The sequence below is a fragment of the Ruegeria sp. A5 genome (genome assembly GCF_056543005.1).
Genome location: NZ_JBQGAV010000011.1, coordinates 102,462 through 128,796 on the forward strand (window position 1 = coordinate 102,462; position 26,335 = coordinate 128,796).

The window sequence follows — 26,335 nt, forward strand, 5'->3', positions numbered from 1 at the left end:
TGCGCATAACTTTGCACGATTTGCCCATAAGTTTGCGTGCCACAGGGAACCCATAGAACAAACCAGCTCCTATGGCTTATCTGCAATTCTCAAATGCAACTTATTCCCAATCGCCAGCAGACGAGCGCCACGTCTTAGCGTCCGCATCCCAAATACTAGCGGTGACGCAAGGCGTTGGGTTTATTCCGTCGCAATTGGATCCATGAATATCCGCAACAACAACGCGTTGACGCCCAAAATCAACAACCGTCCAGCCCTGGTTGAGCAAGGATTGAACCTCCTCTTCAATCAAGAAGTGCGACATGCATCCGCCAGTTCCGCAGTAAAGAGATGCGGCGCTCGAACACGCAAAATCAGACTCATTCAAAACCCAGTCGCGTTGTAGATCTCCGTCGAGATCGACCCTTTCAACCGCACCCCAATCTAAGTCAAACTGACCGTCGTTGAACTCCGCGCATGCCTGCGCCGCCAGATCAACCTTTGCTCGCAAACCGGTTGGAAGTTGCGAAACGTCAGCCGCGACAACTGGTGAGGTCCAAACCAGGCCCGAACCAAGCAGGATCGCAGATACCAAACGTTTCAAGTAGCTTGCCAATTGGGAAGCCGGTTGGAAGGTGGCTTCAGTTGCATTGTTCATTCCTGTAGTCCCCGTATTCCAGCCAGTTTGCCGAGCCTTCGTTAAAAATCAGAAACTCGGACCTGTCCTCCCCAAGCAGGGCCACGACAAATCCGGCTGGCGGCTCAGAATTTCCGAAGTAACTGTAAGCAGTCATGGCTCTGATCGACTCGCCGTTGACTGTTACTCGCGCGTCCCACTCTTCCCCCGAGTTGTCCAAAATTACGGGTTCGATCACGCGCTCTATCGCTCCGCCACCACAATATACGATGCCTTCGGGGGGTTCGTAGGAGGACCGCTGGCTAGGATCTGAATCGCAGGCGGAACGAAGGGACCGAATTGCCGCGCTGGAACCTTTCAAGTCAAAGATTCCGTAGCTGACATCTTGATCAATCATCGACAGGTTAACAGATGCATTGGCCGCAAGCTGGCCCAGTACAAAACCATAGTCCTCTTGACTATTGAAACTGACCTCGACGGGATAGTTATCAACGATCTGTACGGCAGCGTTTTCTGCGCCAACCTGAAATGCTCCAACTTCGGTGGCTCCGTTCTTCAAGAAACGAATGGAAAGCCCCTGCTTGTCCGTAATGTCCTGGCTGTCCTCATATCCAGCCGGAGCAAAGCGAATACGGTTACACTGAAGTTCCAGCGTCATGTTTCCGGTTTGAATAAATGCATTGGGAATAGGCCCAGAGTTGAACGACCACTCCGCTGATGCAGTGGTCGCCATAACCATCATTAGCGTCCCAGTGGAAATCGTTTTGAAACTCATTTTCTCTCTCCATGGTGTTACGGTTCGCACTGTCATTCAGCCTGAGATTCCGGCCAATTGCCCCGGCAACCAGGTCAGGAAACAGGTTCGCCGTATTCGTTTGCGCCTTCTTCCGAAGGGCGCGTCAACCACCAGATCATCAGAATGGACAGAACCAATTGAAGAATTGAGACAACAACAATACCGGTCACGCCCAGGACTGCCGCGGGTCCTCGTAATGCGTCAGGGTTCTCGGTCCCTTGCTCCAATACCGAAAAGAACGCCACGCCACCCAGCATAACAAAAAGCGTTGTAATGCTGAGCGCCATCGGCAGCAGCAAATACCAGCCAGGTCGTCCTGTATCATGCAGCCTTCGCCAACCGGCGGCCAGCATAGGTATGAGAACAGCCAGTTGAAAAACAGAGGACAGAACCCGAGATCCTTGCCCTGTCTCGGGGTTAGTCCCGAATAGGATCGTATCCAGCACAGCCAAAGCAGCACTCACTAGAACCACAAACAAGAAGAACCACCAGTATTCTGAACGTATAGCCCGGCCGGAGAACTGGAAGTATTTTGAAAAACACGTTTTAACGGCTTCACCAAATCCCATCTTTCAATCCTTTTTCAGTTTCTGTGCGGCCTCAGAACGCCTCGCCGAGCCAAAAGATCACATTCGCCCTTATGGACGCTCCCACTTACCTTTTTGTTTGAAAGCAGAAGCCTATCGCACGAAAGCGTAGTGAATTTTACGCGCGGAAAAAATATTGATTTATTAAAAATTAGATTCAAACATGCGAATTCGACACAACTTTATTTTAACTCCGTTGTTGTCGTTGCTGCTCGCTGTGCCGAGCCCTTCCGACTGTTGGAGTGAGTGCTGGCGGTCGGAAGGCACTTTACAATGATTGAGCGCTGGGAGGACGCGATGCTCAGACTAAACGTACTCGCCCTATTTCCAGAATTCGCTCGAGCTTTTGCCAGTGTCGTCATTCAGCTTTCACACGTCGTCGGCGGTCTCGGTAGTCAAAGTAAAATCGCTCTGCCCGCCAAGCCCCCCGCGACAAGTTGTTGGAAAGGGAAATCACAGGGTCGAAGTATGTTCCATAGCCCGCTCTGACGCGAGAACTTCAAACAAGCCCATCCAATTTCACTAATTTCAAGGGAACCAGAGGGAGAAGAAAATGTCTAACAAGATGGTGATGATTGCAGGCACGACATGTTTCGCACTGCTTGCGGCCTGCGACGATACGAGTACATCAAGCGCGTCCGACGAGCTCACGCCGGCTCAGCAGGCGTGTTTGCGAGATGTAGCCAACACGACGAACAATTCGCAAGTCGTGGTGCTCTCATCCGCGTTTAGCGAGGCAGGAACACAGGTCACAGTCGGCGTTGGCGAGGATCGTGCTCCTTGGAATTGCATTGCTTACAGTGATGGCGCGACAGCTGGTATCGAGTTCCTGGGCGACGAAGGCGCATTGTGACCTGTCTGCTGCGTAGCTGAAAACGGCTGCGCAGCACTGGCTTGATCTGCTGAGGCTCGACTTGGTTTGTAGAACCACCATCATCGTATTCGCGGTCATGTACCTGTTGGCGTTGGTTGCATTCTTGACGGGCACATTTGGCTGGTTGGGACAGGAACGAGACCCTTTGTCCGGAGTGTTCCTGCTGCCGTTGGGACTACCTTGGATACTTGTGGCGGACTTATTTTCGGATTCCGCCAAGCCGTGGTTCGCGGCGATTGCTCCGGCGCTCAACCTGTTAGCGCTGGTTTTGATTTGCAGATGGGCACGCAGATTGCGCCAGTAGTGGTGGCTGAACTCTTTCTCACCAAAAGGGAGGAAAACATGGGAAAAGTGATCTTGGGTATTGTGATCGGGCTCGTCTTAGGCGTGGTTGGAGCGATGACCTTGGGTGGCGGGGCCGCGATGGGTGTCGGCGTTGCGACAGGTTTGTCCGCCGGTGTCTGCTCCACATTGAAAGGAGCGCAAGCCGAGAACCTGATCACCGCCGAGCAAGCCGATCAGATCCTCAACCGCGTAAATTCCGAAATGGCATCACTGCAAGGAATTGAAACGACGGGCGAGATCGTCGGCAGTGCACAGGCATGCGATGAGTTTCTGTCAAAGTTACAAGAAGCGAAGTGAAGTTCCGCTTTGTACGGAACAAAACTGTAAGAACAAGCTAACAGGGAACCATCTGTTGAAACCCTTATTAATCAAACTCTTCACACCCATGTTCGCAATCGCGAGCACAGCTGCTTTTGCAATGTCTGAAGCAGACGACGCCTGTATCGACAATTTGCGGCAGGTTGGTGGACCAGACGGTCAATCCGGAACGATTGAAAGCTCTCAGTTCTCGGAAGCTGGTACGCTCGTCATGCTACGTGACGCAGGCGGAACGCTTTGGCGCTGCATCGCGTACAAGGATGGAAGCATCGGCGAGATGTCGGTTGTCGAAGCGATAGATGATGGCGGTGGAGCCATGGCAGGCGCCGCCGGTTCTACCGGTAGCCAACGTGTCAAATTCGATGCTGGCTCCACCGGCGCCGAACTAGTTGGTGAACTCGCGCCCGGCGCCTCTCAGCAATATGTTCTGGGTGCCAAAAACGAACAGTTCCTCTACGTCCGCGTTGCTCCGCGAAATGGCTCCTTGGACTACGTTATTCGTAACCCCGATGGTTCTGAACTGTTGGGATTGATGTCGGCGGACAAGGAGTATCGAGGGCAGCTTTGGCAATCCGGTGATCATGTTGTGGAGGTTATCAATCGCAGCAACTCTTCTGTCGACTACAACGTAATTTTCGGAATTGAATAGGTGATCGACCAGAAGCCCTTGAACACGTTCCCAAAACAGCCAGGAAAAAAACACATGAGAACCAATGTCCTAATGGTGATCGGCGCGGTATGTATTTCTGCACTGGCAGCATGTGATGAGAGTGGCGGATCGGTGGATGCAAGTGCACCAACTGTGGGCAGTTCTAGCGATCTTTCGCCATTTGAAGGGGCAAGAGCGGGCCAAGCTGAAATGGGCATCCAAAGTCTCGGATTTGAACTCATCCGAAGCGAAGGGCTGACCTCGTATTGGTTTAACAAGGATACAGGTGCATGTGCTCAGATCACAACGTCTGAGGGAAGGTACTCAGATGTAGCTATGCTGCCATCAGGTGACTGCTGACAAATTTCCATCAATCCCAAATCCAAGAGAAGGAGCCCAAACTTGCAATTCGACCTGGCACACGCGGCGGTCATCGTTGTCGCCTTAATCATCACTAACCTGGCATTGAAATCGGCTGGCGTGATCAACGAAGAAAACAAGCACCAATGGAACTGGAAAGTTGTTCTAGCCTACTTCGTAGTCGTCGTTATCATCAATCTCGTGTGGCCTATTTAAAGTTTCACAGCGGAAAGTTATTTGCCCACTTGATATGGTTGTCATGAACTAGCCTTTCCGAGAGACTATCAGGTCGCAAGAGTTTGAGCATTAAAGGTTCAAGAATAGAAAGGATTTGGCATGCGGTTTTTGGCGTCCCTCATATTCATTGTTGTTTTCGCAACCGCTGCGAATTCTGACGTGACCAGTCGAAATGGCGGTCCAAGCAACAGTCAAATGCTTTCAAAGGGTGGTGACGGAGGCATTGATGGTGTCGCTTTCTTTCGCCCAGTCTTAAGCGGAGTGTTGTATCGATCCGGCTTCAAGGGCGGCGACAAGGATCGAACTGGCCTAAGTGAAGGTCAACGCGAAACTCTGTGCGGTGAAGGGTTTTCAACCGGGTTTTATGCCGACTTCGGCAAAAACACTGAATACGGTCGCACCAGTTGTGGAAGCGGATCCTTTGACTATCAAAGTGCCAGATCCTCCCGACCCGATACTGTCATGGCGTCCATACACGAGGTGATTGAAAACCCTGGAAAAGGCCCTGTCTTGGTGCACTGCATGTGGGGCGTTCATTCCTCAGGTGCATTGTCGGCGATGGCGCTCGTTCAGTTTTGTGGTTGGTCGGAAGAAAAGGCCAAGGAATATTGGAATGATGCCCGAAACGGGGCGCCTTGTTCAGGCGGATGCAACCAGTGGATTGACTCAAAATTCTCCAACTTCAGCGTCGACCCAAAGTTGGAGATCTCCACCGAACAACAGGCAGCGATTTGCCCCAAATGATATTGGGAGGACTATCCAAATGAAGTTCAATCTTCTGGGGTCACTTGCTTTCATTGCACCCACCGTCTTGTGGGCGAACGACGATGTTCTAGTTGAAGCCACGACATTTGATAGTCCCAACGGCGTTACTGAACGCTGTATTCGGATCAACAAAGTTCCAACGGGCGCGTATAAGAAAAGCGATCTTGAGGAAGAAACGGCCTATTGCGAGATCGATTTCTATGCCTCCGGAATTGCTATTTGTCCAAAAACCTGGAGCACCAGCCCAGGAATGGCTGTCTACGATATTTCGGAAGGACCCTACACGGGGAACCGTTCTGAATTCGAGAGAAACGCTTGCAAGGAGGGGAAGGCGGCAAAAGATCTGGCTAAGGACAGGGTGGCTAAATTCAAGTCCACCATGAACCAAAAAGGCACCAGTGGAACGTTTTCAACCTCGTCGCTGCTTTACTATCATTTCTCCAGGTATTTCGACGCGACCGTCAAAGTTCCAGTCGCCGTTTGGCGTAGCATGGACGCCCAGGCGCATTTTTCCGAAGTCGCAGAGCCTGGCCTTGCGATTTCTGGTGGCTCTCATGGCGGGCGTATGAACCATGAAGGCTGGCGGGTCTTCGCAGCCGCAGATGCTGACCCGGACTCATACCAGCCCACCGACGATCTATTCACCGCAGATCGAACGCAAATATATGGTGTTCTGCTTGATAGCCCTGGGCATCGATACGGCTCGGAAATCAACGGCACCCGCAAATCTGGTTGGGGAAAAGGTCAGAACCGTGATTTCCAGGAAACCCCCGCTTTTTTAGCTTTGCGTTCTTCAAAACCCTTGCCAGAGGCCATTGTAGAGGGCGTCGGAAAAGGTCGAAGAGACCGGATGATCAACAAGGATCTCGGTCCCGATGTCAGCGACCAACAGATGGCATTTTGGATGCAAGAACTTACCGAGATTGTTCTACTCGACTTCATCTTCAGCCAACAGGACCGTGTAGGAAACATAGACTTCACACCCTATTGGTATTGGGTCGAAGACGGAAAGCTGAAGCATAAGAAAGCCAAGCACCATCAGCCGAACGATGGAGATATTCCCGCCGAGGCATTATTGATCCGTCGCAGCAATCTAAACGACAACGATGCTGGTGGGCGTGTCGAGTATGCCAACTTCGCAAAATCTACTCAAATGCTGGAGAAAATTCGCCACTTTTCTCCAAGCACATATCGGCGCTTGGTTGCATTGAATAGTGACCTTCAAACCCAAGGCCCAGTCTATGACTGGCTATCGCAAAGCTTTGGGTTGTCAGACAGTCAGATTGCACAAGTTGTCAAAAATACTGCGCTGGCAACATCCATCCTCCAGGACAATTGTTCAAATGGCGAATTGATATTCGACTTGGATCCTGTCGCATTCTTTTTGAGAAACGACACCGAGGTAGAGGCTGTGGACTGTTATGAAGCGTAGGTGTTCTGCTCTTCTTGCGGTGTTCATTTGGACCGCTCTGCTCGCCTGCAAAGCGGCGGCATTGGATGTTATAGTCATATCGGATCTGAACGGAAGCTATGGTTCGGTAAGATACGATGCCCGCGTCGACAAAGCGATTGAGCGCATAATCGAGATTGATCCAGATCTGGTTATTTCGACCGGAGATATGGTTGCGGGACAGCGCATTCCCAACTTGTCCGACAAACAGGTCAGGGATATGTGGAAGGCGTTTCACGAGGCCGTATCAGATCCTTTAGAGGCTGCCGGCATTCCATTTGCGGTCACGCCAGGAAACCATGATGCCTCTGCGTACCGTGGGTTCGAGCGTGAAAGAAAAATATACGCAGAGGAATGGACTCCGAGAAAACCAGACGTCGATTTCCTGGTTTCGGATGACTACCCGTTCTTCTACGCTTTTGAGATGCAGGGCGTAACATTTGCGTCTTTGGACGCTACGACCTTGGGACCTCTATCCGGCGACCAGCAGGACAGACTTGAGGAACTGGGGGCAAATGGAGACCCGATTGTCACTTTCAGTCACCTCCCACTCTGGCCCTTCGCGATTCAGCGCGAACGCGAAATCATCGGTGACCCAACACTTGAAAAGATCTACCTGGATAGCGGTGTTGTTCTGCATCTGTCAGGCCACCATCATGCCTTCTACCCCGGTTGGAAAGACGGTGTGGCTTATGTCTCTCAAGCTTGTTTGGGAGGTGGTCCGCGGCGGCTTATTGGCGATAGCGCCAGATCACCTCACAGCTTCACTCATGTTACGTTCCAGCCGAACGGAGAGTTTGGGATAGCAGTATATCGAGGGCCCGATTTCGAAAGGTCGGTAAACTTCAAGTCGCTCCCAAATGAGATCAGATCCCCGAATGCTGTGTTGAAACGTTTAGACCTTGTGAAATGACTAGAGGTTGAGTTTCAGCTCAACTTTATCAGGGACCAGATCGTTTATCATCTCTTCTATCCGGGCTTCTGAAAGCCCTCCCGAGGTGATGAAAAGCAATGAGACGCGAGACTTTCCGGGGACGTGGTGTTTTCTGACCAGCTTCCAGCCAGCGTCTGCGGCCATAGCTTCAATGGCGCCGCTGACGTTCAATGAGTGTTCTTCGTCTGAAGCTTTGAGCGAAATTTCCACACCCTTGTTTCGTCCACCGAGCCAAATGAAACACCAACATACAACCGCCACCAGTGTGGCCATCAGCGGCAAGCCCAAACCGACCGCAAGACCAAAAACAGTCACGATTATCATTTCGACAGTGTCCACCGGATCATCGAGATTGGAGCGGAACCTGAGCAACGCTCCGATTCCAAATATGACAAAACCGATCATTGACCCGTGCTGAACCACCAGAAAACCAACCGCCATGCCGATAAGCGCATACAGGAAGAAAAGCCTTGGCATAACTATGTCGCGGACGCTTCTACGGGCTTTACGTCTCACCGGATGATAGACGATCAAGCCAGCCAGAATGATCGTGACGATCACATCGAGAGTAAAGAAATACAGTTCCTGTTTGCCACGAAACTGCGTCCACCGGCGTTCGATAACGATTTCCGACCCCGAAGCCCCGGCCAGCATCGTCGCAGGGTCGACTTGTGACACCGCAGCACCTGGCAACAGCAGCATCAACAACACGGTCACAAATGTGAGGGTCGTATTCAACTTGTCTTCCTTCCTGCTCGCGCCAAAGGCTTACGCTTAACCAAAGGCACATCGTGCCCTATTCAATTCAATCGCAACAGGCGGGATCAGGTAAAGAGATTACAGTGCATTCCTCGGACATCGTATCCGGACTGTGATACGAACGCTGATACAGAGATGTGGTCCAAGCGCGAGAGAATCCAATGACAGAAAACAGAGTGTTTTCGTCAAAAGCTGAAATTTCACGGTGTTTCTGCAAACTTAGACGACTCGCTTTTGCGGCCAGCTTAGTTGCGGCAGCCTTCTTGCCTTGGACCGATTTTGCCTACGCTGAAAGTGCTGGTTTGGTTCTGGTCGATAAATTCAAGGTGGCAGACAAATCAGAGGGATTTTCAGAGCCTTCCGGTTTGGCAATGTCCAACGCTGAAGGCTTCTTGTGGTCTGTAAGTGATGCAGAACCTAAACTGCACCTACTCGGAGTCGACGGGGTATTAGGAAACTCTTTCAAGTTACCAGCATTGGCAGGATCAGATTTGGAGGGTGTTGCACCTCGAAAAGATGGGTCTGTTTTGTTGCTTCAAGAAACTGACCGATCAATCCTAGTCGTTCACCCAACTGATCCCATTCAACTGACGACAATACCTCTCGCATCTCTTAAAGGTTACCCGACCGCCGCTGCATTACTCGTCGGCAACCCTTTGAACAAGGGACCCGAAGGCATCGCCGTTGAACCGGAATCCGGGCGGGTCTTCGTTGGCATTGAGGGACAACCAAGGTTGTTAATGGTGTTATCGCCAGAGCTAGACGAAATTATTGAGATCATTCCTTTAGCCCGCGATGCAGGTTTTATCTCCGAGCGTGTAGATGATGATGAACTGGATTTGAGCGGCCTGGCATGGTCCGGGTCCTCGCGTTCTCTTTGGATTGTGAGTGACAAAAGCCGTCAGATCTTCGTCTACAATCCAGAGTCCAAGTCCGTAAAGTCTATCAGTTTGACGTTCACAGAAGATGGAAAACAAAAAGAAGTTAAACATCCCGAAGGGATCGCGCTCGATGAGACCAGAGGGCTTCTCTATATCCTGACAGACGATGCCAAGAAATCGCGGCTTTATGTTTTTGAGCAACCGGAATTGTGAGGACTGTTCTACTAGTTCTCTACTCTAACTTGTTGAAAAGCCGGGTTGTGTAATTGAGCGCCGTCGTATGTGCGGCGTATTAAGTAAATCTGCGTTCTGTTCACTGTGTTTCTTAAAAACATCACCCATCAATACATTCGAATAGCGTCAGGTTCACACATGCGAACCACATAATAACATTGGACTTCAACATGCTCAGTCACTTTAAGGTTGTCAAAAATGCGCGTATTCAGCTCAGTTGTTTTTGCGATCATTTGCACTCTTGTGGCCACTGCATCAGTTCCAAGAAGTAGCATTGCCCAAACCTGGGACATCGCGTCCCAGCACTCGGTCAGCGGCGTAACGGTGTATGATGCGGATGAGCTGTTAACTTTTGCCGGTCAATTGGCCTTCAATCGGTCTGGGCGCATCACAGCGGCGGATGTCGCATCAACGATTACTCAGATCTACCGAGAAGACGGTTACTTCTTGGCTGAGGCCTGGCCCGGTCCCGATGGGCAGAGCATAATTGTTGATGAAGGGCGCATTCAATCCATCGAAATTGAAGGCGTAGATACTCGCACGTTCCAAACCTTGGAAAAGATCTTTCGCCCCCTCACCACCGCATACCCAATAACTCTCAAACGATTTGAGCGGGCAGTTATGCTCGCTGAGGACATACCAGACTTGGACGTGTCGACCGAACTTGATTACCCGGATCAAGCTGGTGCTCGGCTGAGGGTATTGGGAGAGCCCCTGCGCAAACAAGCCGGCAGTGCGACACTCGACAACCCTCCGCGTGAGCTTGGAGAAGCGCTCAGCTTCTATATCGTACAAGAATTTTATTCGACGCTGACCGTCGGGGATTTGCTTCGATTTGAGGGGTCAGGCAACTACAATTGGGACAAAGACGACGAACACTCTTTGTGGGGCGCTGTTACCTATCGCACGCCTCTGAACAGCAATGGTCTGTACGGTGAGATTTTCTACGGAAACATAAACGCAAAACGTGACCTCTCGGGTGATTTTGCAAGAACAGATGTTGATGGCGAGAACTTCACCGTCGCGTTGGGTTACCCCGTGATCCGCGATGTGGCCCGCTATGGGTATCTTCTGCTGGATTATCGCCTTTCCGAAGCGGACTCAGTCAGTGGTGGCGTTCCACTATCCAGTGACGCAAGTGTTGTTGGCCTTACATATCTTTACGGGCAAAACTATCCAAAAGGACAAGCTCTGGAAGCGGGGCTAACCTTATCTTTTGGCGATAATGACAACGACACGACAGACGCGAATTTCGACGACGGAGACTCTTCGTTCTGGCATCTGCGGGCCGGCATCGGATACGAAAGCCCGCTTACGAGCTTGTCGCCCAACACTGCTTGGCGCACTGAGATTTGGGGGCAGTACACAACCGACCGGCTGCCCTCGGTCGAGGAGTACTTCCTTGGTGATCGTTATGCTTTGCGTGGATATCGGTTTGACGAAGTGGATGGTGATTCCGGGATTTCCGCGATTTTCGAAGTGTCTCACTCCTATTTTCCAAGTTCCCAAAGCATTCATCGCTTAACGCCTTTTGTCTTTTTCGACGTGGGTTACATCTCGAACAATGACCCTGCGAGTTTTGAAGTTGATAATGCTACACTGGCCTCGACAGGTCTGGGTCTGGACATTGAGTTTAGGCAAAATCTATTCCTGTCCGGATATGTCGGTGTCCCTTTGAGAGACGGCCCTTTGACCGACTCTGGCGATCCTGGCGCGTATCTTGCTCTGACAACAAGTTGGTGAGGATGTTATGAAACTGAACCGAATTGCTGTACTTACCGCAACTTGTCTAATTGCAGAACTGGCCGCTACTCAGGTCTTTGCCCGCGGAAATCACTACGGGTGGTGCCGAGGCGTAGGGAACCCACACCAGTCGAGCCAAGGATGCGGGCAGGCTGGTGGGCAAGGGGCAGGTAATCAAGTTACTGGCCCAACTCAGCCGGTGGCAAATCAGTTGCCGCCTAAGGGAACGCAGCAAACGCCCACGTCCGTTACTGTTCCAGTCCTTGCGCCGGGCGCGGTCCCGAACGCAGTTCCCGGTCAGGTTCCTATTGCGACACCAATAGCGGTTCCTGGTCAGGTTCCCACGCCGGTGGTAGCGCCGACCCTAACTCCGCCTCTGGCACCAAACGCGACACCAAACCGGGTTCCGACAGCTGTTCCAAATCAGGTTCCGCCATTGGCTACTGGTCCCACCGCGGTGCCCCCGCAAGTTCCGACTGCAACTCCCAATCAAGTTCCGGTCGCTACCCCTGGCCAGGTTCCGCCTCAACCCACCGGCCCAACAGCGGTGCCGCCACTTGTGCCCACCGCAACACCAAACCAAATACCAGTCGCAGTTCCTGGTCAGGTCCCACCTCAGCCCACTGGACAAACTGCTGTGCCACCGCTCGTCCCGACTGCAACACCAAACCAGATTCCGGTCGCAGTGCCCGGCCGTGTTCCGCAACCCAGCGGTACTACGGCGACACCACCGCTTGTCCCAACCGCAACCCCCAATCAGGTTCCCACGGCGGTTCCTGGCCAGGTTCCACAGTTGACACCAAAACCGACGGCAACTCACGTGGCCGTCCCAGGACATCCGAAACCTCAAGGCGTCGTGACAATCATGCGCCCCAAGCCGAGGCCGACAACCGGTACTGTCCAGCAACCTGGCACAACACAAGTGACCCACCATGTAACCCACCAAAGTAATGCGAAGAAACACGATCACGTCGCAGCAACACCTGGACGACATGACCCGCACGACCTACCGAGATTCCGCGACGCGGCAGCCAAGGAAGACTGGGAATGCGTAGCCAGCGGATTTGGACAGCGCCGGTATGATGCTGGACGAGGCGTGTTGCTGAACAACGGAGCGTTGCGGCACCTCGGAAACGTAGACGCAATGGCACGGGATGTACCTGCTCGGCATCCAAAACACTCTGGCTGCATTATTTCGGTCAAACGAAAGCAGCAGTAGCGCCAGGCACATCTTGAAGCCTTAGAGGAATTCTTCCGAGTGGGAAGCTGGTTTCCAACCAAGGTTAAGTTGACGAATAGACATCAACCGAAGGTGTCATCTCTCAGAAGGTTAATGAGGCATACAATATGCCTTTCTGAGTGCTGTTTGGGCATCCGGCTCGAATCATCGGATGCCCCAAAAAACCGACTAGGAATTTCGCAAAAAAGCGAAACCTCTACGAGAAGGAGTCCTCCATGAGTGCTAGATTGGTCCTTCTGCTTGCTGCCGTCGGCCTCATGCCAATCGCGTTATCATACGGTCTGATGCCAAGCAGTTCGATCCCAGTTTTGCTGGGATTTTCGGTGGAAGGAACGAACCAGACGCATGTCTTCCGTGCGATTATGGGACTTTACCTGGCAAACGCTTTGTTTTGGTTAGCGGCCGTGGCGAAACCAGATCTACAACGACCGGCGCTTTGGGTTCTTTTTTTGTTTATGTCGGGACTGGCCGTTGGACGCATACTAAGCATTCTTATCGATGGAGTTCCGAACGGGATACTTCTCTTTTATCTTGCGGCCGAGATAGCTTTTGCAGCTCTGGCGGCGGTTTCTCTAAAAAAAGTACAATGAAACAGGAAGTGATAAGGTGCTGAGGTTTTTCTTTGTTCTCTCGATGATTGCAACTTCATCAGTTTCGACATCCGCTCTGGCACAATCGTCATCTGCCCAGAGTGCGGTGGACGAAAACTTCTTAGTGCTTGAGACTGCCGTTGACGAAGCGGGAGCTACTCCAATCGCATCGATAGATCATTCGCGTCTGGCCAAAGCCGAAGACGTAGAAACGCCAGCGTCCCGTGTGCTCATTTTCTCTGATCCAGAGATAAACACGCCCATTCTGAAAGAGAACGTGCGAGCAGGTCTGGACCTTCCTTTTCGAGTTCTTTCCTTCGATCAGGATGGTCGTCCACAGATCGCCTACACAGACTCTCAGTTTCTCAAAGTGCGGCATGGTCTGAATGACACCCAAGCGTTAAATGCATTTGAGAGCAAGATGCTCGAAGTTCTAAACGACTTGGATGCAACACCAGCGCCAACCAGCGGATTGTTTGCCGACTATGGGGTCATCGAACTGCAAACTCTGCTCAGCGTACCAGAGGCAGTAGAACGTCTCAGGACAGCTGTGATGGGACAGGACGATACTGTGTGGTTTGGGGAAATCGATTTTGCGACCGAAGCGTCCCAACTGGGGGTGGACCTGCCGGAGGCGGTACTTTTACTGTTCGGCGGACCAGCACCCGGTGGCGTAGCTATGGCGGGCTTTCCGGCAATTGGTTTGGATGCCTTTTGCCAAAAACTACTAGTTTACGCGAATGAAGAAGGCGGCTCCGTAGTTATTTTCAATGACATCGCTGCATTGGCGGAATTGCACTACGGTTCTTCAGCCGATCCTCATCACGGTTTGAACAAACGGCTTACCTCAACCTTTCGCACTGCAATTGAGTAGCCGCTGGTTGGAAGTCACAATTTTTCTGAATTGCTATATTCCGTATTTAGCTGCCCATTCTGGGCTGGGTACAGACCATCGCTACACTTAACCCCTGGCGGCGGCTTTGCGGGCAATGTTGCCCTAGGCGCGGACACATGCTTTTCATTCCACAACAACGCAGCACACCCTTGACCGTAATCAGTTGCACATTTAGTCAAGTTTGATCTGCCCGCTGGGACGACCCGGCCAAGCAAGGGCGTTTTTTTTCAGGACGACCTGGCAAATTAGAGGTCGAACATGACAACTAAAACCAAACAAGCCAGGAAACTGATCGAGGGTAGACCTGCCCTAATCCTAATCGACATTCAAAAGAGCACGTTTATTGATGACAGCGAAGTACGCTCCATCGACAACATGCCGGGCTACAAAGATCGCATGATCGCTGCACGTGATTTGGTTGACGCCGCGCATGAGAGCAAAGTGCCCGTCATTTTCATCCAAGAAGTCCATCGTCCCGATAGGATAGACTTCGGCCGTGAACTGGATGGTGATGAAGACATACACTGTCTCGAAGGTGATCCAAGAACGGAAGTTGCAAAAGATGAGATGGGATATCGCAAAGGTGACTACATCGTACCGAAGCGACGGTATTCTGCATTTTTTGGCACCGATTTCGAAATCCTGCTGCGAGGTTTAAAAATAGACACACTTTTGTTGTGCGGCGGGCTAACAGATGTTTGTGTGCACTACACATTCGTCGATGGCCACCAATCAGACTACTTCTGCCGCGTTGTAGAGGACTGTGTTGGCGGGTCCTCTGTCCAAGCCCATGAAGCTGCTCTCAAAGCTATGGAGTATCTTCAAACCGGCGCGATTCAGAACCGAGAAGCAGTGATCAAGGCCATCTCGTCGCTCTAAATTGCAATCGAACCGCTAGTACCAGTTGGGGTGCGGAAACGGGCGGAGATTTTTGTCGCTTGAACGCCTTGGACTTGCCCGTTCGATGCAGAAGGAAACGGCAATTTCAGTACAACCCTTTGAGTTTGCGACTATGGCCCTTTAAAACTTCGATTGCACCGTAATCCAGCCGTCGGCGATTTAAATGCGAATATGACTATAGATATTGAAGCTAACGCTTAGACAATCGCTGATGCCCTGACCTCTGCCGAGCAGATTTCCAAACTGTCTTCTGAGGCAGATCAGCTAGCGCTCCAATCTGTCACAGCCAACAGATTGGAGCGCTAGCTGATCTGAGCAAGAGAACGCCGAAAAAGCCGTAGGCTCATTAGTAACAAAGCAACTCCTAACAACGTCATCCAAACGAATTCCGGCCAGACAGTCTCAATACCAGCGCCTTTGAAAACAATAGCCTGACTTGCTGACATGTAATGGCGTGACGGCAGAACCAAAGTACCCGCCTGCAACCACGCCGGCTGCCCTTCAATTGGGGTCTCTCCACCTGAAAGCATTAGCATTGGCAGCACAATCAACATGACCAGAAGCGCGAACTGCGCCATTGAGCGTGCAATGGTTGCCAGAAACACCCCAAGCGCCGTCGCAGTAAAAAGAAACAACGCCGTGCCAACCAAAAACAACATCTTGGATCCAGCGATACTAATACCCAGAGAACCCTGCATCACAAAGGTTAGTGAAAGACCAGCCGCGACCAAAACCACTGCTGCATTCGCCCAAATTTTGGCAATGGCAATGTCAAATGGAGCAAGAGGCATGGCAAGAAGATGTTCAATAGTCCCGTGCTCTCGTTCTCTAATCATTGCCGCTCCGGTCAAAATAGTTGTGAGCCACATGATCTGGCCTATTAAAGCAACGATACCAGCAAAACGTACCGTATCTCTATTTGGGTTGAAGGCGCTTCTTAGAATGACACTGATTGAGGGAGCATCTACTAGATCGATACCAATTGCATAGCGATGTATTTCAGCGCTCAGGATACTGGTGATGTAGTTTGCACCAATACCGGCTTGTTCCATAGCGGTTGCGTCAATAAGAACTTGAATCTCCGGACTGCGCCCTGCGCGCAGATCCTTTTCGAATCCGGGGGGCACAGCCACAACGAAAATAAAGCGCCCAGCATCCATGTACGCAGGTCCTTTTCCGGGTTCGATTTGGACGACTGGTTGGAACTCTGGTGGGAAAAACGCTGTGGCAAGTGCTCGAGAAAGTGGCGAGTCGTCTTCATCCGCAAACGCTATCGAGGCGTTGTTTACAGAACTTGCCACTCCCGTTGCTTCCATGATCGGGGCCAGCGTAAAAGACCAAACCAACAAGGCCATCATCACCCAATCACGGCGCAGGCTCATCACTTCCTTCAAGCCTAGCCAGAATATGCAGTAGAAGCGCCGCATTCACTTCTCCTGAGCCCGAAGACAGAGGGCTGCGATCAGTGTCAGAACGGGTCCGAAGCAGGCGAGGGCCAGAATGTCTGGCGCAAGGGCCTCCCAACCCAAACCTTTGGTGAAAGCACCAACGTTTAGGTGTAGGAAATATGAGGAAGGCCAAAGTGAACCCACCACTTGTGCGCCCCCTTCAAGCGTTGAAACAGGTTGCAACAGTCCTGAGAACTGGATTGTTGGAACAACTGAGGCGATGGCAGTTGCAAATGTCGCGGCCACCTGACTGGATGTCATTGTAGCGATCAACAGCCCGTAGGATGTCGTTGCCCAAACGTAAAGAAGGGCACCAACAGCCAAAGGGAAAGGATTTCCTTTTAGCGGCACCCCGAAAAGAAAAACGGTCATTCCGGCCAAAAGCAGAAAATTTGCGTAGGCGATCAAAATATACGGAATTTGTTTGCCGACTAAAAATTCAAGCCGCGTGGTTGGTGTCACGTAGAAATTGACAACTGACCCCAGCTCTCGTTCCCTTGCTACGCTTACGGCAGTCAAAACAGCTGGCAACATAATTAGTAGTATGGCAGGCATTGCCGGAGCCATCGCGGCGATGCTTTCAAAGCTCTGATTGTAGCGAAACCGGGGTTCGATCCTGGCGATATCTATCTGGCTTTTGCCATTGTTAAGGGCATATTCCGCGAGAAATGATTGGTGCAATCCGGAAACATAACCTTCAACCGTCTCACCCTTAAATGGGATAGCACCGTCTACAGTTGCAAGTATCTGGGTCGGTTCACCCGTACTCATCTTTCGGTCAAAGTCAGGTGGTAACTCAACAACCAGAGAGACCTCTCCTGCCACTAGACGGTCGCGCCCTTCGCTGGCGCTTTGCAGCGGCGATGTGGCTTTAAAGTAGGACGATCCGGCAAATTCAGCCGAATAAGCACGACTCTCCGGCCCCTGAGAAAGGTCAAGTACAGCAAATTCAAGCTCATCGATATCCAGCGTAATTCCAAAGCAAAAAACTAACATTAGAATAGCAGAACCCAGAAACGCGAAAGCCAGACGCACCGGGTCGCGAGCTACTTCAACGGTTTCGCGCCGCGCATATGCCAATACTCGAGAAAACATTCCTCCCCCGGCTTGGGATTTGGTCCTAAAACCCACCTCTGGCGCGACAACAGAGACTGGTTTTTCTGCTGCTTCCAATATCGAAATGAAGGCGTCTTCAAGGTTTTCCGCCCCTTCAACAGCGATCAGGTCAGCAGGAGTACCTTCGGCTAGAACTCTACCAGCATGCATAAACGAAACGCGATCACAGCGTTCCGCCTCACCCATGAAATGAGTGGACACAAAGATCGTTACCGACTCATTTCGCGACAGCTCAATCAACAAGTCCCAGAAGGAATCGCGTGCCTCTGGATCCACACCGGATGTTGGTTCGTCGAGTATTAGAACCCGCGGACGGTGGATCACTGCTACGGCCAGCGACAGTCGCTGTTTAATCCCTAGTGGCAGTGCCGTCGCCAACGTATGCCGGTGCTCCTCGAGCCCAAAGCGCTTTGTGAGTTCCGCAACACGTTGTTCACGGTCGGCAATTGCAAATATCCGCGCATGCAATTGTAGGTTCTGATGGACCGTCAACTCGCTATACAAGGAAAAGGCCTGGCTCATGTAGCCTATTTCACGCCTCATTTTGCGATCATACGCATCGACAGGATTGCCAAACAGCAGTGCTTCACCTGAGCTTGAAGGTAACAAGCCAGTCAGCATCTTCATTGTCGTGGACTTGCCACAACCGTTTGATCCGAGAAACCCGAATATCTCTCCGCGATTGATTGTGAAGTCGACCTTGTCCACAGCAGTGAAATCACCAAAGCGTCGTGTCAGTCCACGCGCAACTATCACTGGGCTTGCTTCGATCTGCCAATTCGTTTTGTTTTCCCCCGCCGGTTCGACAGGCAACTCCCGTGCTCTCAGACGCCGATATGCAACTTCGAGGTCGACATCACTCCCTTTCAATTCAGCGGGCTTCCCCTGAAAGATGACTTGACCCGCGTCCATTGCGACAATCCGGTCAAAGCCGTCGGCTTCTTCCATGTACGCCGTCGACACTAACACCGACAGTTCAGGGTTTTTTTCTCGGATTGCGTCAATCAAAGCCCAGAACTGCCGACGCGACAACGGGTCGACCCCGGTCGTTGGCTCATCCAAAACCAATAGTTTGGGGTCATGGATTAAAGCACAGCAAAGGCCTAGTTTTTGCTTCATCCCACCCGAGAGCTTGCCCATCAGACGGTCTTCAAACTGCGCAAGCCCTGTCGCAGCCAATAGCGCTGCGATACGCTCGTCCCGCTCTGAATGCCCTTGAGCAAAGAGACCTGAGAAGAACTCGAGGTTCTCGCGCACAGATAGCTCCGGATACAGGTTTCGACCTAGCCCTTGCGGCATGAAAGCGATGGCTGGGCAAATGCTGTGTCGATGGCCAGAATTGCCAATCGGGCCGCCTAAAACGTCGATATTGCCGGATTGCAGTTTCTTTGCGCCGGTGATCAAACCAAGCAGTGTAGACTTTCCCACCCCATCCGGCCCGATAAAGCCAACAAGCTGGCCGCCTGGCAGTTCCAACGAAACAGAATCCAATGCAACATGCTTGCGATAACGGTGCGTAACACCTGAAATGTGAATATCGCAGGCGTCATCCTCTACTCTCATTCGAACAGCTCTTCTGGGATGCGTTGTTCAAGCGCCTCAGGCCATGCAGCAGCTGGGTTCAGCCGGATCACCGCGACGCCGCGCAGACCGGTTTTGACGTGCTCAATCCGACTTTCAACTAAGTCTATTGGGATGCGGACGCGAACGCGAAAAACCAGTTGCTCTCGCTCATCCAGGGTTTCGACCTGTTTGGGGGTGAATTGTGCCTCGGGAGAAACAAAGCTCACATATGCAGGTATCGCATATTCCGGCAAAGCGTCGAGCACGATGCGAGCCTCAGCTCCAATGGGCAAAAGTCCGGCTTCACGCGCCGGAAGAAAAACTTCCATGTAAACATTCTCAAGGCCAAGAATAGTCAGGATTGGTTCGCCCGCGCCAACCACCTCTCCGGGTTCTGCAAGCCGGTAAAGCACGCGTCCGGGCAAAGGTGCCACTAGAGCGCTGTCTTCAATCTGTGCCTCAATCCTGCGAGCTTCCGCCTCAGCGGCAGCAATACGGCTTTCCGCGGTTGCAACTCGGGCTTTGGCGGCGCCCAATACTGCTGTAGCAACCTTATGAGTGGTATCGCGATCTTCAAAAATAGTTTTGGAGATGTTTTGTCCTGCCAGCAACGCCGTGGCACGATCAAGCTCTTGCTCGGCCCTGCGCTGTTCGCTTTCGCGTTGCACAACGAGCGCTTCTGCTTCGGCCCTTGTCTGATTTGCCAAGGCTACCTCGGCTCTAGCCCGGTCCAGGGCGGCAGATAGCTCATCTATGTCCATTTCGGCCAGGATTTGACCGGCTGCAACCATACTGCCCTCTGTTGCCGTTACCTTCGCAACCCGACCTGCATTAGTTGGTGCTATTTCGACTTGTTCCGCTTCAACCCGCCCGTTTCCTTGCACAAATCCGGCCGGCAATTCATCGCCATCCTCGGCAACAACGACATACAGCAACGCACCAGCAATTACTAAACCAGCCAAAATAAGAAAAACCGATAGGTTTTTGGTCATAGCGTTTCACCTGAAACAGGGTTTCTGGCGCAGAGTTTAGTGTCTCAAAAGACTCAAAGCCTTGTTTTGGATCAAAACCGATCCGGGCACCTCAGTTCCAAGAATTTGTTTGTATGAACACCGGCTTGGGTGTTGCAGGCTCTTTCGCGATAGGTCGGAAGAAGTAGACTTGAAGCGTTTTTGTTATCAGTTTGGTATTGAAACGGGTGTTCTAACGCGCAATTGCGGTCGCCGCCAACTTGCTGCGCAATACAGCGAAAGGAAGCACTATGACCAAAACACTGAGAGCTTGTTTGTCTTTGTGGTTGGTTTCAATCGCTCCTGCGTATGCGCAAGAACCTCCTCGTCTCGTTTTGCAGCTGACCGTTGACGCGTTTCGGGGCGATCTGCCGACACGCTACTTTGAGAATCTTGGGGAGGGTGGCCTTAAGTATTTACTAAAAAACGGTGTACACTATCTGGACGCCCATCATTGCCATGCCAATACAGAGACGGTTGTCGGGCACGCCACATTGGCGACCGGGGCAACACCGGCAGTGCACGGGATGATCGGAAACATTTGGTTCGACAGAACCTTGGACCGCGTTGTCTACAACGTTGAAGACAGCACCGCTCCGCTTCTTGGAGATGGCGCTGGCGTCAATGACGATATTGAAATTGACCCAACACAGGCGGCAGCTGGCACAGATGGGCGGTCACCACGCGCCATGCTTGTTACGACGCTTTCGGACGAGTTAAGCGCTTCCACTGCTGGCGCGGCCAAGGTCTTTGGAGTTTCAATCAAAGATCGTGGGGCTATTACAATGGCGGGACAAAGCGGCAAAGCCTTCTGGTTCTCAAAAGCCGCAAATCGTTTTGTCACAAGCTCCTATTACTACGACAAATACCCGGATTGGGTTTCCGCATGGAATGACGCATCGCCGAGCGCCTCCTTTGAAGGAACCTCTTGGGAGTTGATGCACCCAAAGGAAACCTATCTCTTTGGCGACCGCGACAACCAACCATGGGAGACGGATGTCGCCGGGTTCGGCACAACCTTTCCTCATCGCTACTCTTCGACGCAAAATGGGTTTGACCCGCTGGAAAATCCCTACTTTACGACCTTTTTAACACTTAGTCCCGCTGGCGACGATCTGACGGCGCAATTTGCCAAACGATTGATTGATGCCGAGGGTATCGGGCAAGACGCGGTAACGGATTATCTGGCGGTTAGCTTCTCGTCCGTGGATTACGTCAACCATGTGTTTGGCCCTTCCAGTCTTGAAGCCGAGGATACGATATACCGCCTCGATCAGACTCTCATGAATCTCTTCGCGTTTATCGACGAACGGATTGGGCTGGAAAACGTTTTGATCGTTCTATCGGCGGACCACGGCACCACCGATGCGCCGGGCTATTTGGAGGGTGTTGGCATCCGAACTGGCCTTGTTGCTCCGGACACATGGGACCCGACGGAACAGATAGCCAAGCTTAAGGAGCGGTTTGGGATCACCGGGAAATTGCTTGAAGGTTATAATCACCCCTATCTCAATATCGCCCCCGAAGTATTGGCTCGCAGTGATATTGATTTACCCACGCTGGAGTCAGCTATTGCAGAAGAGCTTCTATCCTTTCCCGATGTGGCATTCGCCGTCCCCAGTACGGCTATCGAAGCAAATCTCCTACCCGATACCGACATCATGCGCTTGGTCCGCAACAACTACCACCCCACCCGATCCGGGAACATATACGTAGTCTTCAAACCCGGCTGGTTCATCGCAGACTTCGATGGTCTGTCCGTCACATCCACCCACGGGACACCGTGGCGCGGTGACACACATGTGCCGATTATCTTTGCTGGAACGAACTTAATACCGCAACGGGTCGCACGCCGTGTTTGCACGACTGCTCTCGCATCCACTCTGTCTGCATTATTGAGCACGGCACGTCCTAATGGTGCGAGCGGTGAAGTGTTACAAGAAGTCTTGGATTAGACCACTGTGAAGCGCGAGTCCTGATATTGAAGCAAGCTAGGCAAAACCGCGGCGGCATCGTCCACAACGCGATCCTCATATTCGTTGCTTCTTGGCGACTACGGAAACCGCCCAACGCAGCACTCTTTAGTGTGCACAAATGCGGAGCAGACCTTCACGGAACATATCGTTCCGGCTTCGGAGACTGAATACTCTCCAAATACTCAGCAATATCGATAAGTCTGGAAGGAATACGCGTAACCAAACCATTCCCCGTATCGAATTCGACAGTAGGGCCGTCATTCAATTCGGTGATTATAGGCATGTCATCGCGAGGTTCTTGAACTTTCAAATAACCGTCCAAGATCGACATGACCTCCAACATGGGCCACACACCCCCTCTGCGTTCGGAAATCTTTGTTAAATCAGCAGGCACTGTTTTCAAATCAGCTGCGTCAGGTCCTTTTCCAGATGCATCGATTCCGTGACATCTGGCGCAATGCTCAACAAAGAGGTCTTTGCCAAGGTTCGAAAACTCATCGGCCACAGATATCGTTGCAACCGAAGAAATGCCCATGCTTGCAACGATCATAAAGTACCTCATAATCCGGAGGTCCTTTGCTAAACGAGAGTACACTACTACAAAAATGGACCGACATCTTCCGCCGGTCAACGTCGGTCCTTTAACACATAACGTTCGCTACCCGCTTCGGGCAGCAAACAGCCAGTGATGCTTACCTCAGAGAACGGCAGCGCCGAGCCCAATGCTACCGCCTCGGTGATTTTGTAAGCACGGTCGATACGGTGCGCGTCTTTTTACTTCTTGTGATCGCAATTGCGCCCAGCACTAAGGCACATGCAAAAGCTTGAGGAAAAGAGATGGCTTCGCCAAAAGCAAGATATCCCACGGCAAACATCGTGGGTAATTCGATACTTCCGACGACCGCAGTTTGGGAAGCTCCAATAACAGGCGAGCAAATCGTGTAGATGAGCTGAGGCACGAAAGCGGTCACCAGACCAATACCAACAATGAAAAGCCAATCGGATTGTTCGCTTGGGAGAAGCTCTCCAACCTCAGCACCAAGGATGAGCGGGGCGAGGCCAAGAACAGACCCCAGAGAAACTGACGCGATACGTGCCAACGGCGCAATCCGTGACAACCTGTGGACCAGGACGCAGATTCCGAAGCCAAACCCAAATGGGGCAGCAAGGGATAGCAGCAGCGTTGGTAGATGTTCCCCAGCCACTGACGCAGGCGAGCCAGCAATGACAGCTGCCACCACAATCAGACTAGCGGCCAACATGGCGCGTCGCGTGGGTGCATCGCCAAACACAGCCCAAGCGACAACTAAGGTGAACACCGGATAGGTCATGTAAAGCACACCCACTGTCGATGCGGGCAGCTTCTCCAGCGCCGTTACATATCCGATCCAACCAAGCCCCATTACGGCTCCGGCTGAAAGACCCCAAGTGATCTCTCGCCATTCTTTTCGGTGCACAATGAGAACAGGAAGCAGAAGAAGGGCCGCAACAATGTAGCGGTAGAATGCGACCGCATAGGGTGCAACGCCCTGTTCGGTTAGGCTGCGGCTGAAGTAGGGAACCAGGCCGAAACAGATTGAAGCAAAAAGAACACCAAAAACGGCAAATGCGTAAGGGATGGATGGTCGATTTCGCGCAGATGTCGTTGCCATAATCTGGAGCTATCACGCATTTGCATCTTCGTCTTCAGAGATTCTACGAAAGACTGCTTTGTCCCGCACACCGGTCGTTCACTGAATTTTTCTGAGCGACCGCACTGAGCCCAAATTGACCGATGTTGCACGATGCCCCAACGACAGAAATGCGCAGAAAGCGGACTTTGCATATTTTATGAGAACCGCACGAAATTGCCTTTAACCAAACGACGAACTTGCTGGGGTCTCGTTAGGCAAACCTGCCGTTCGTAGTGTTCCAACAGAAATTCTGTGCGGAACCCGGATTTGCGTTAAGGTTGCGTACACATCGTTGCTTCCTCATTTTGAGATGAAGTGATCCAAAGCAAGATTGAAAGAGAATTGAATGAAACGCCTGTTTCCATCTCTGCCCGAGAACGCGACACTGGGAAGTGTTTATCAAGCCTTTCCGGACAAGCTTTCTCCGCTTTGTGCTTACGAAAGCTTGGTGATGAGAGGAGAGAGCGACCTATCGGTTGCCCAACGTGAATTGATTGCAGCCTATGTCTCGGGCTTGAATGCTTGTGCGTATTGCCATGGCGCACACATCGTTTTCGCCAAAGCCTACGGCATTGAGGTCGAGACAATCGAGGCACTGATGGAAGACCGCGATACGGCACCAATCGAAGACCATCTCAAACCGTTACTGGCATACATTGAAAAGCTCACCGTCTCGCCATCACGAATGACAGAAGCCGACGCAAATGCGGTCTACGCGGCAGGCTGGTCAGAGAGCGCGCTGTTCGATGCTATCCAGGTCTGTGGTGTCTTTAATCTCGTGAACCGTTTCATAGAAGGAACCGGTGTCCAGAGCCCTGGCAACGACCCAAGACAAGCAGACGAAGCCACTTTGGATCGATACCGCAGCGACACTTTCTATACCGATTTCGGACGAGAGAACGGCCTCGACATCCCATGATTTGATGTTGCTCGAACTTTCGAACGACGACAAAAAAGCTGGCCCGATATCGCGGCAGAAGCGGCCTTATCTCCCGAGGTTAACCAATACGTCGATACCAGTCGGCACCTTCAGTTATTTTGGTGGATCCATGCTCAAGACTCAACGATCCATCCTGCTTTTCGTAGATAGCCCATTTTCTGATAAGGTTTGGAGACTTGTGGTCTTTGTAAGGGGAGCGAGTTGCTTAAGTTTGACGCTGAAACAACGAGATTACTTGAAATCGCCTATCAAGGAGCTGAATTGACGCGGCGAAGACAGGCTTCATTTGATGCGCTGTGCCCGGCTCCCGGTGAAACTATTTTGGACGTCGGTTGTGGCAACGGGATGTTAACAGCAGAGCTAGCCCGTGCAGTTGGCTCGGATGGCTATGTCATCGGGATTGACCCAAGCGCCGACATGACAGCAGCCGCTAAAGAACGATGCAGCGACTACGCAAACGTGGAGTTTCGTGCTGGTGCCGCAAATAGCTTGCCCATTGAGGATGAGAGTGCCGACAAGGCCGTCTCGGTACAGGTCTTTGAGTACATCGACGATGTAGACGGTGCACTGGCTGACACGCTGCGGTGCATCAAACCCGGCGGGTGCCTTGTCATCAGCGATCTACACTTTGGCAGCTTGATTTGGTTCAGCGACGAGCCCGGCAGAATGCAAAAGATGCTGGCTTCCTGGAACCATCACTTTGTGAGTGGTTCCTTCCCGGAAAGACTGCCTGCACTGATAAAGGCTCGCGGCGACCATGTGGAAAATGTCTTGTCGTTCACAATGACAGATCACCAGTTAAAGCCTGATGGCCTCGCAATCATGATGATGCACCTCATGAAGCAATACGCTGTTGCAAATGACCATGTTGATCCCGCTGTTGCGCAATCGTGGTTCGATGAGCAGCTCGGCCTTGCAAAAGCTGGACGCTTCTTCTTTTCGATGACCCAATTTATCGTCGTGGCGCGCAAAAAGGGTTGATCGTTCCACAATACTGCCACTTGACCTCGGCCGTGCGCGCTAAACCATCGTATGGAGCAAGGTTGGCGGCTGGCGGTTGTCTACCGTCGCCACTCGAATGCCAAGAGTTTAAGGCCGTCTCGCAATCAGTGTTTCAAAAACCTGATAGCCAAAAAGAGTGCGCTCTCTTGCTCGACGGCGATACTCGGCGACTAATCCATTGTGCAGATCCTCTCCAATGTCACCGCGTAGTTCTGGGAACCTTCTAGCTTAACGCGTGCCCAAATGACTGAAGCAACTTATTTGGAGGGTTGGTCAGCATGCTGTAGGTCTCACATAGTGAGACGATTCGACACTCGATGTTCAAGGTTAGAACGGTACAGCCACGCTTGTTCAGAATCTCCGGTGGTTCGCGCCTAGATATGCCTAGCCGATACCGCAAATGCAGAAAGCGTCCGAACGGACAAGTAAACACC

Annotated in this window: 24 protein-coding genes; 15 read left to right on the forward strand and 9 right to left on the reverse strand. The window is 51.9% G+C overall.

The window, feature by feature from the left end; translation table 11 throughout:
* Positions 1–100: 100 nt before the first annotated feature.
* The 3 genes from ACR0AY_RS19500 to ACR0AY_RS19510 all read right to left on the reverse strand — a co-directional run bounded on the left by ACR0AY_RS19500 (position 101) and on the right by ACR0AY_RS19510 (position 1,981).
* Positions 101–637: a hypothetical protein gene (locus ACR0AY_RS19500; protein WP_170515648.1), complete on the reverse strand. Its 537-nt coding sequence runs from the start codon at positions 635–637 to the stop codon at positions 101–103.
* The gene (locus ACR0AY_RS19505; protein ID WP_170515645.1) at positions 621–1,391 is read right to left on the reverse strand and encodes a hypothetical protein; all 771 of its coding nucleotides are present in this window, start codon (positions 1,389–1,391) and stop codon (positions 621–623) included. The genes ACR0AY_RS19500 and ACR0AY_RS19505 overlap by 17 nt, the downstream gene beginning before the upstream one ends.
* Positions 1,392–1,465: 74 nt before the next feature.
* Complete coding sequence (locus ACR0AY_RS19510; protein WP_170515642.1) at positions 1,466–1,981, reverse strand: DUF805 domain-containing protein; 516 nt, start codon at positions 1,979–1,981, stop codon at positions 1,466–1,468.
* Positions 1,982–2,552: 571 nt separating this feature from the next.
* Between ACR0AY_RS19510 and ACR0AY_RS19515 the strand changes: the two genes are divergently transcribed.
* The 7 genes from ACR0AY_RS19515 to ACR0AY_RS19545 all read left to right on the forward strand — a co-directional run bounded on the left by ACR0AY_RS19515 (position 2,553) and on the right by ACR0AY_RS19545 (position 7,910).
* A complete protein-coding gene (locus tag ACR0AY_RS19515; RefSeq protein WP_170515639.1) occupies positions 2,553–2,852 on the forward strand; it encodes a hypothetical protein in 300 nt (99 codons plus the stop codon).
* Positions 2,853–3,053: 201 nt separating this feature from the next.
* Positions 3,054–3,515, forward strand: a complete 462-nt coding sequence (locus ACR0AY_RS19520; RefSeq protein ID WP_480454512.1) for a hypothetical protein — start codon at positions 3,054–3,056, stop codon at positions 3,513–3,515.
* A gap of 121 nt (positions 3,516–3,636) precedes the next feature.
* On the forward strand, positions 3,637–4,185 hold the full coding sequence (locus tag ACR0AY_RS19525) for a hypothetical protein (protein ID WP_170515633.1): 549 nt from the start codon (positions 3,637–3,639) through the stop codon (positions 4,183–4,185).
* Positions 4,186–4,545 carry a hypothetical protein gene (locus ACR0AY_RS19530; RefSeq protein WP_480454513.1) on the forward strand — a complete coding sequence of 120 codons (360 nt, stop codon included), beginning with the start codon at positions 4,186–4,188 and terminating at the stop codon, positions 4,543–4,545.
* Positions 4,546–4,587: 42 nt separating this feature from the next.
* Positions 4,588–4,761, forward strand: a complete 174-nt coding sequence (locus ACR0AY_RS19535) for a hypothetical protein (protein ID WP_157054209.1) — start codon at positions 4,588–4,590, stop codon at positions 4,759–4,761.
* Between the two features lie 784 nt (positions 4,762–5,545).
* The gene (locus ACR0AY_RS19540) at positions 5,546–6,979 is read left to right on the forward strand and encodes a hypothetical protein (protein WP_170515630.1); all 1,434 of its coding nucleotides are present in this window, start codon (positions 5,546–5,548) and stop codon (positions 6,977–6,979) included.
* Positions 6,969–7,910: a metallophosphoesterase gene (locus tag ACR0AY_RS19545; protein WP_170515626.1), complete on the forward strand. Its 942-nt coding sequence runs from the start codon at positions 6,969–6,971 to the stop codon at positions 7,908–7,910. The genes ACR0AY_RS19540 and ACR0AY_RS19545 overlap by 11 nt, the downstream gene beginning before the upstream one ends.
* On the opposite strand, the gene ACR0AY_RS19550 is transcribed toward ACR0AY_RS19545, so the two are convergent.
* Complete coding sequence (locus ACR0AY_RS19550) at positions 7,911–8,639, reverse strand: DUF4956 domain-containing protein (protein WP_480454514.1); 729 nt, start codon at positions 8,637–8,639, stop codon at positions 7,911–7,913.
* A 212-nt stretch (positions 8,640–8,851) separates the two neighbouring features.
* On the opposite strand from ACR0AY_RS19550, the gene ACR0AY_RS19555 reads away from it, so the two are divergent.
* The 5 genes from ACR0AY_RS19555 (at position 8,852) to ACR0AY_RS19575 (ending at position 15,152) form a co-directional block, all read left to right on the forward strand.
* Complete coding sequence (locus ACR0AY_RS19555) at positions 8,852–9,784, forward strand: SdiA-regulated domain-containing protein (protein WP_170515620.1); 933 nt, start codon at positions 8,852–8,854, stop codon at positions 9,782–9,784.
* Positions 9,785–10,048: 264 nt separating this feature from the next.
* Positions 10,049–11,548: a ShlB/FhaC/HecB family hemolysin secretion/activation protein gene (locus tag ACR0AY_RS19560; RefSeq protein WP_480454515.1), complete on the forward strand. Its 1,500-nt coding sequence runs from the start codon at positions 10,049–10,051 to the stop codon at positions 11,546–11,548.
* Between the two features lie 1,455 nt (positions 11,549–13,003).
* Positions 13,004–13,378, forward strand: coding sequence for a DUF4345 domain-containing protein (locus tag ACR0AY_RS19565; protein WP_170515615.1), 375 nt, complete (start codon positions 13,004–13,006; stop codon positions 13,376–13,378).
* Positions 13,379–13,484: 106 nt separating this feature from the next.
* Positions 13,485–14,252 (forward strand): DUF302 domain-containing protein, encoded by a 768-nt coding sequence (locus tag ACR0AY_RS19570; RefSeq protein WP_480454516.1) that lies wholly within the window; start codon positions 13,485–13,487, stop codon positions 14,250–14,252.
* 279 nt (positions 14,253–14,531) lie between these two features.
* A complete protein-coding gene (locus tag ACR0AY_RS19575; protein WP_170515609.1) occupies positions 14,532–15,152 on the forward strand; it encodes a cysteine hydrolase family protein in 621 nt (206 codons plus the stop codon).
* A 323-nt stretch (positions 15,153–15,475) separates the two neighbouring features.
* On the opposite strand, the gene ACR0AY_RS19580 is transcribed toward ACR0AY_RS19575, so the two are convergent.
* Genes ACR0AY_RS19580 through ACR0AY_RS19590 form a run of 3 tightly spaced genes read right to left on the reverse strand, consistent with a single transcriptional unit; the run spans position 15,476 to position 20,292 of the window.
* A complete protein-coding gene (locus ACR0AY_RS19580) occupies positions 15,476–16,600 on the reverse strand; it encodes an ABC transporter permease (RefSeq protein ID WP_170515606.1) in 1,125 nt (374 codons plus the stop codon).
* Positions 16,601–19,300, reverse strand: coding sequence for a ribosome-associated ATPase/putative transporter RbbA (rbbA, locus tag ACR0AY_RS19585; RefSeq protein WP_170515604.1), 2,700 nt, complete (start codon positions 19,298–19,300; stop codon positions 16,601–16,603). It lies immediately after the preceding gene.
* On the reverse strand, positions 19,297–20,292 hold the full coding sequence (locus ACR0AY_RS19590) for an HlyD family secretion protein (RefSeq protein ID WP_480454517.1): 996 nt from the start codon (positions 20,290–20,292) through the stop codon (positions 19,297–19,299). Before ACR0AY_RS19590 ends, rbbA begins: the two co-directional genes overlap by 4 nt.
* 269 nt (positions 20,293–20,561) lie before the next feature.
* Here ACR0AY_RS19590 and ACR0AY_RS19595 point away from each other — a divergent pair, with 269 nt between their 5' ends.
* Complete coding sequence (locus ACR0AY_RS19595) at positions 20,562–22,265, forward strand: alkaline phosphatase family protein (protein ID WP_170515598.1); 1,704 nt, start codon at positions 20,562–20,564, stop codon at positions 22,263–22,265.
* Positions 22,266–22,419: 154 nt separating this feature from the next.
* Here ACR0AY_RS19595 and ACR0AY_RS19600 read toward each other — a convergent pair whose 3' ends face one another.
* Entirely contained in the window at positions 22,420–22,836 is a 417-nt protein-coding gene (locus tag ACR0AY_RS19600; protein WP_170515595.1) for a c-type cytochrome, read from the reverse strand.
* A 175-nt stretch (positions 22,837–23,011) separates the two neighbouring features.
* Positions 23,012–23,938 carry a DMT family transporter gene (locus ACR0AY_RS19605; protein WP_170515593.1) on the reverse strand — a complete coding sequence of 309 codons (927 nt, stop codon included), beginning with the start codon at positions 23,936–23,938 and terminating at the stop codon, positions 23,012–23,014.
* A 367-nt stretch (positions 23,939–24,305) separates the two neighbouring features.
* Between ACR0AY_RS19605 and ACR0AY_RS19610 the strand changes: the two genes are divergently transcribed.
* Together ACR0AY_RS19610 and ACR0AY_RS19615 are read left to right on the forward strand one after the other, a co-directional pair.
* The gene (locus ACR0AY_RS19610; RefSeq protein WP_170515589.1) at positions 24,306–24,878 is read left to right on the forward strand and encodes a peroxidase-related enzyme; all 573 of its coding nucleotides are present in this window, start codon (positions 24,306–24,308) and stop codon (positions 24,876–24,878) included.
* A 222-nt stretch (positions 24,879–25,100) separates the two neighbouring features.
* Positions 25,101–25,880, forward strand: coding sequence for a methyltransferase domain-containing protein (locus ACR0AY_RS19615; RefSeq protein ID WP_170515586.1), 780 nt, complete (start codon positions 25,101–25,103; stop codon positions 25,878–25,880).
* Positions 25,881–26,335: the final 455 nt, after the last annotated feature.

Bases quoted from the DNA above. Each gene is read 5' to 3' on its own strand.
- ACR0AY_RS19525 (WP_170515633.1), top strand. From the start codon at position 3,637: ATGTCTGAAGCAGACGACGCCTGTATCGACAATTTGCGGCAGGTTGGT.
- ACR0AY_RS19600 (WP_170515595.1), bottom strand. From the start codon at position 22,836: ATGATCGTTGCAAGCATGGGCATTTCTTCGGTTGCAACGATATCTGTG.
- ACR0AY_RS19545 (WP_170515626.1), top strand. From the start codon at position 6,969: ATGAAGCGTAGGTGTTCTGCTCTTCTTGCGGTGTTCATTTGGACCGCT.
- ACR0AY_RS19610 (WP_170515589.1), top strand. From the start codon at position 24,306: ATGAAACGCCTGTTTCCATCTCTGCCCGAGAACGCGACACTGGGAAGT.
- ACR0AY_RS19510 (WP_170515642.1), bottom strand. From the start codon at position 1,981: ATGGGATTTGGTGAAGCCGTTAAAACGTGTTTTTCAAAATACTTCCAG.
- ACR0AY_RS19500 (WP_170515648.1), bottom strand. From the start codon at position 637: ATGAACAATGCAACTGAAGCCACCTTCCAACCGGCTTCCCAATTGGCA.
- ACR0AY_RS19595 (WP_170515598.1), top strand. From the start codon at position 20,562: ATGACCAAAACACTGAGAGCTTGTTTGTCTTTGTGGTTGGTTTCAATC.
- rbbA (WP_170515604.1), bottom strand. From the start codon at position 19,300: ATGAGAGTAGAGGATGACGCCTGCGATATTCACATTTCAGGTGTTACG.
- ACR0AY_RS19565 (WP_170515615.1), top strand. From the start codon at position 13,004: ATGAGTGCTAGATTGGTCCTTCTGCTTGCTGCCGTCGGCCTCATGCCA.
- ACR0AY_RS19540 (WP_170515630.1), top strand. From the start codon at position 5,546: ATGAAGTTCAATCTTCTGGGGTCACTTGCTTTCATTGCACCCACCGTC.
- ACR0AY_RS19605 (WP_170515593.1), bottom strand. From the start codon at position 23,938: ATGGCAACGACATCTGCGCGAAATCGACCATCCATCCCTTACGCATTT.
- ACR0AY_RS19590 (WP_480454517.1), bottom strand. From the start codon at position 20,292: ATGACCAAAAACCTATCGGTTTTTCTTATTTTGGCTGGTTTAGTAATT.
- ACR0AY_RS19580 (WP_170515606.1), bottom strand. From the start codon at position 16,600: ATGCGGCGCTTCTACTGCATATTCTGGCTAGGCTTGAAGGAAGTGATG.
- ACR0AY_RS19505 (WP_170515645.1), bottom strand. From the start codon at position 1,391: ATGAGTTTCAAAACGATTTCCACTGGGACGCTAATGATGGTTATGGCG.
- ACR0AY_RS19555 (WP_170515620.1), top strand. From the start codon at position 8,852: ATGACAGAAAACAGAGTGTTTTCGTCAAAAGCTGAAATTTCACGGTGT.
- ACR0AY_RS19515 (WP_170515639.1), top strand. From the start codon at position 2,553: ATGTCTAACAAGATGGTGATGATTGCAGGCACGACATGTTTCGCACTG.
- ACR0AY_RS19575 (WP_170515609.1), top strand. From the start codon at position 14,532: ATGACAACTAAAACCAAACAAGCCAGGAAACTGATCGAGGGTAGACCT.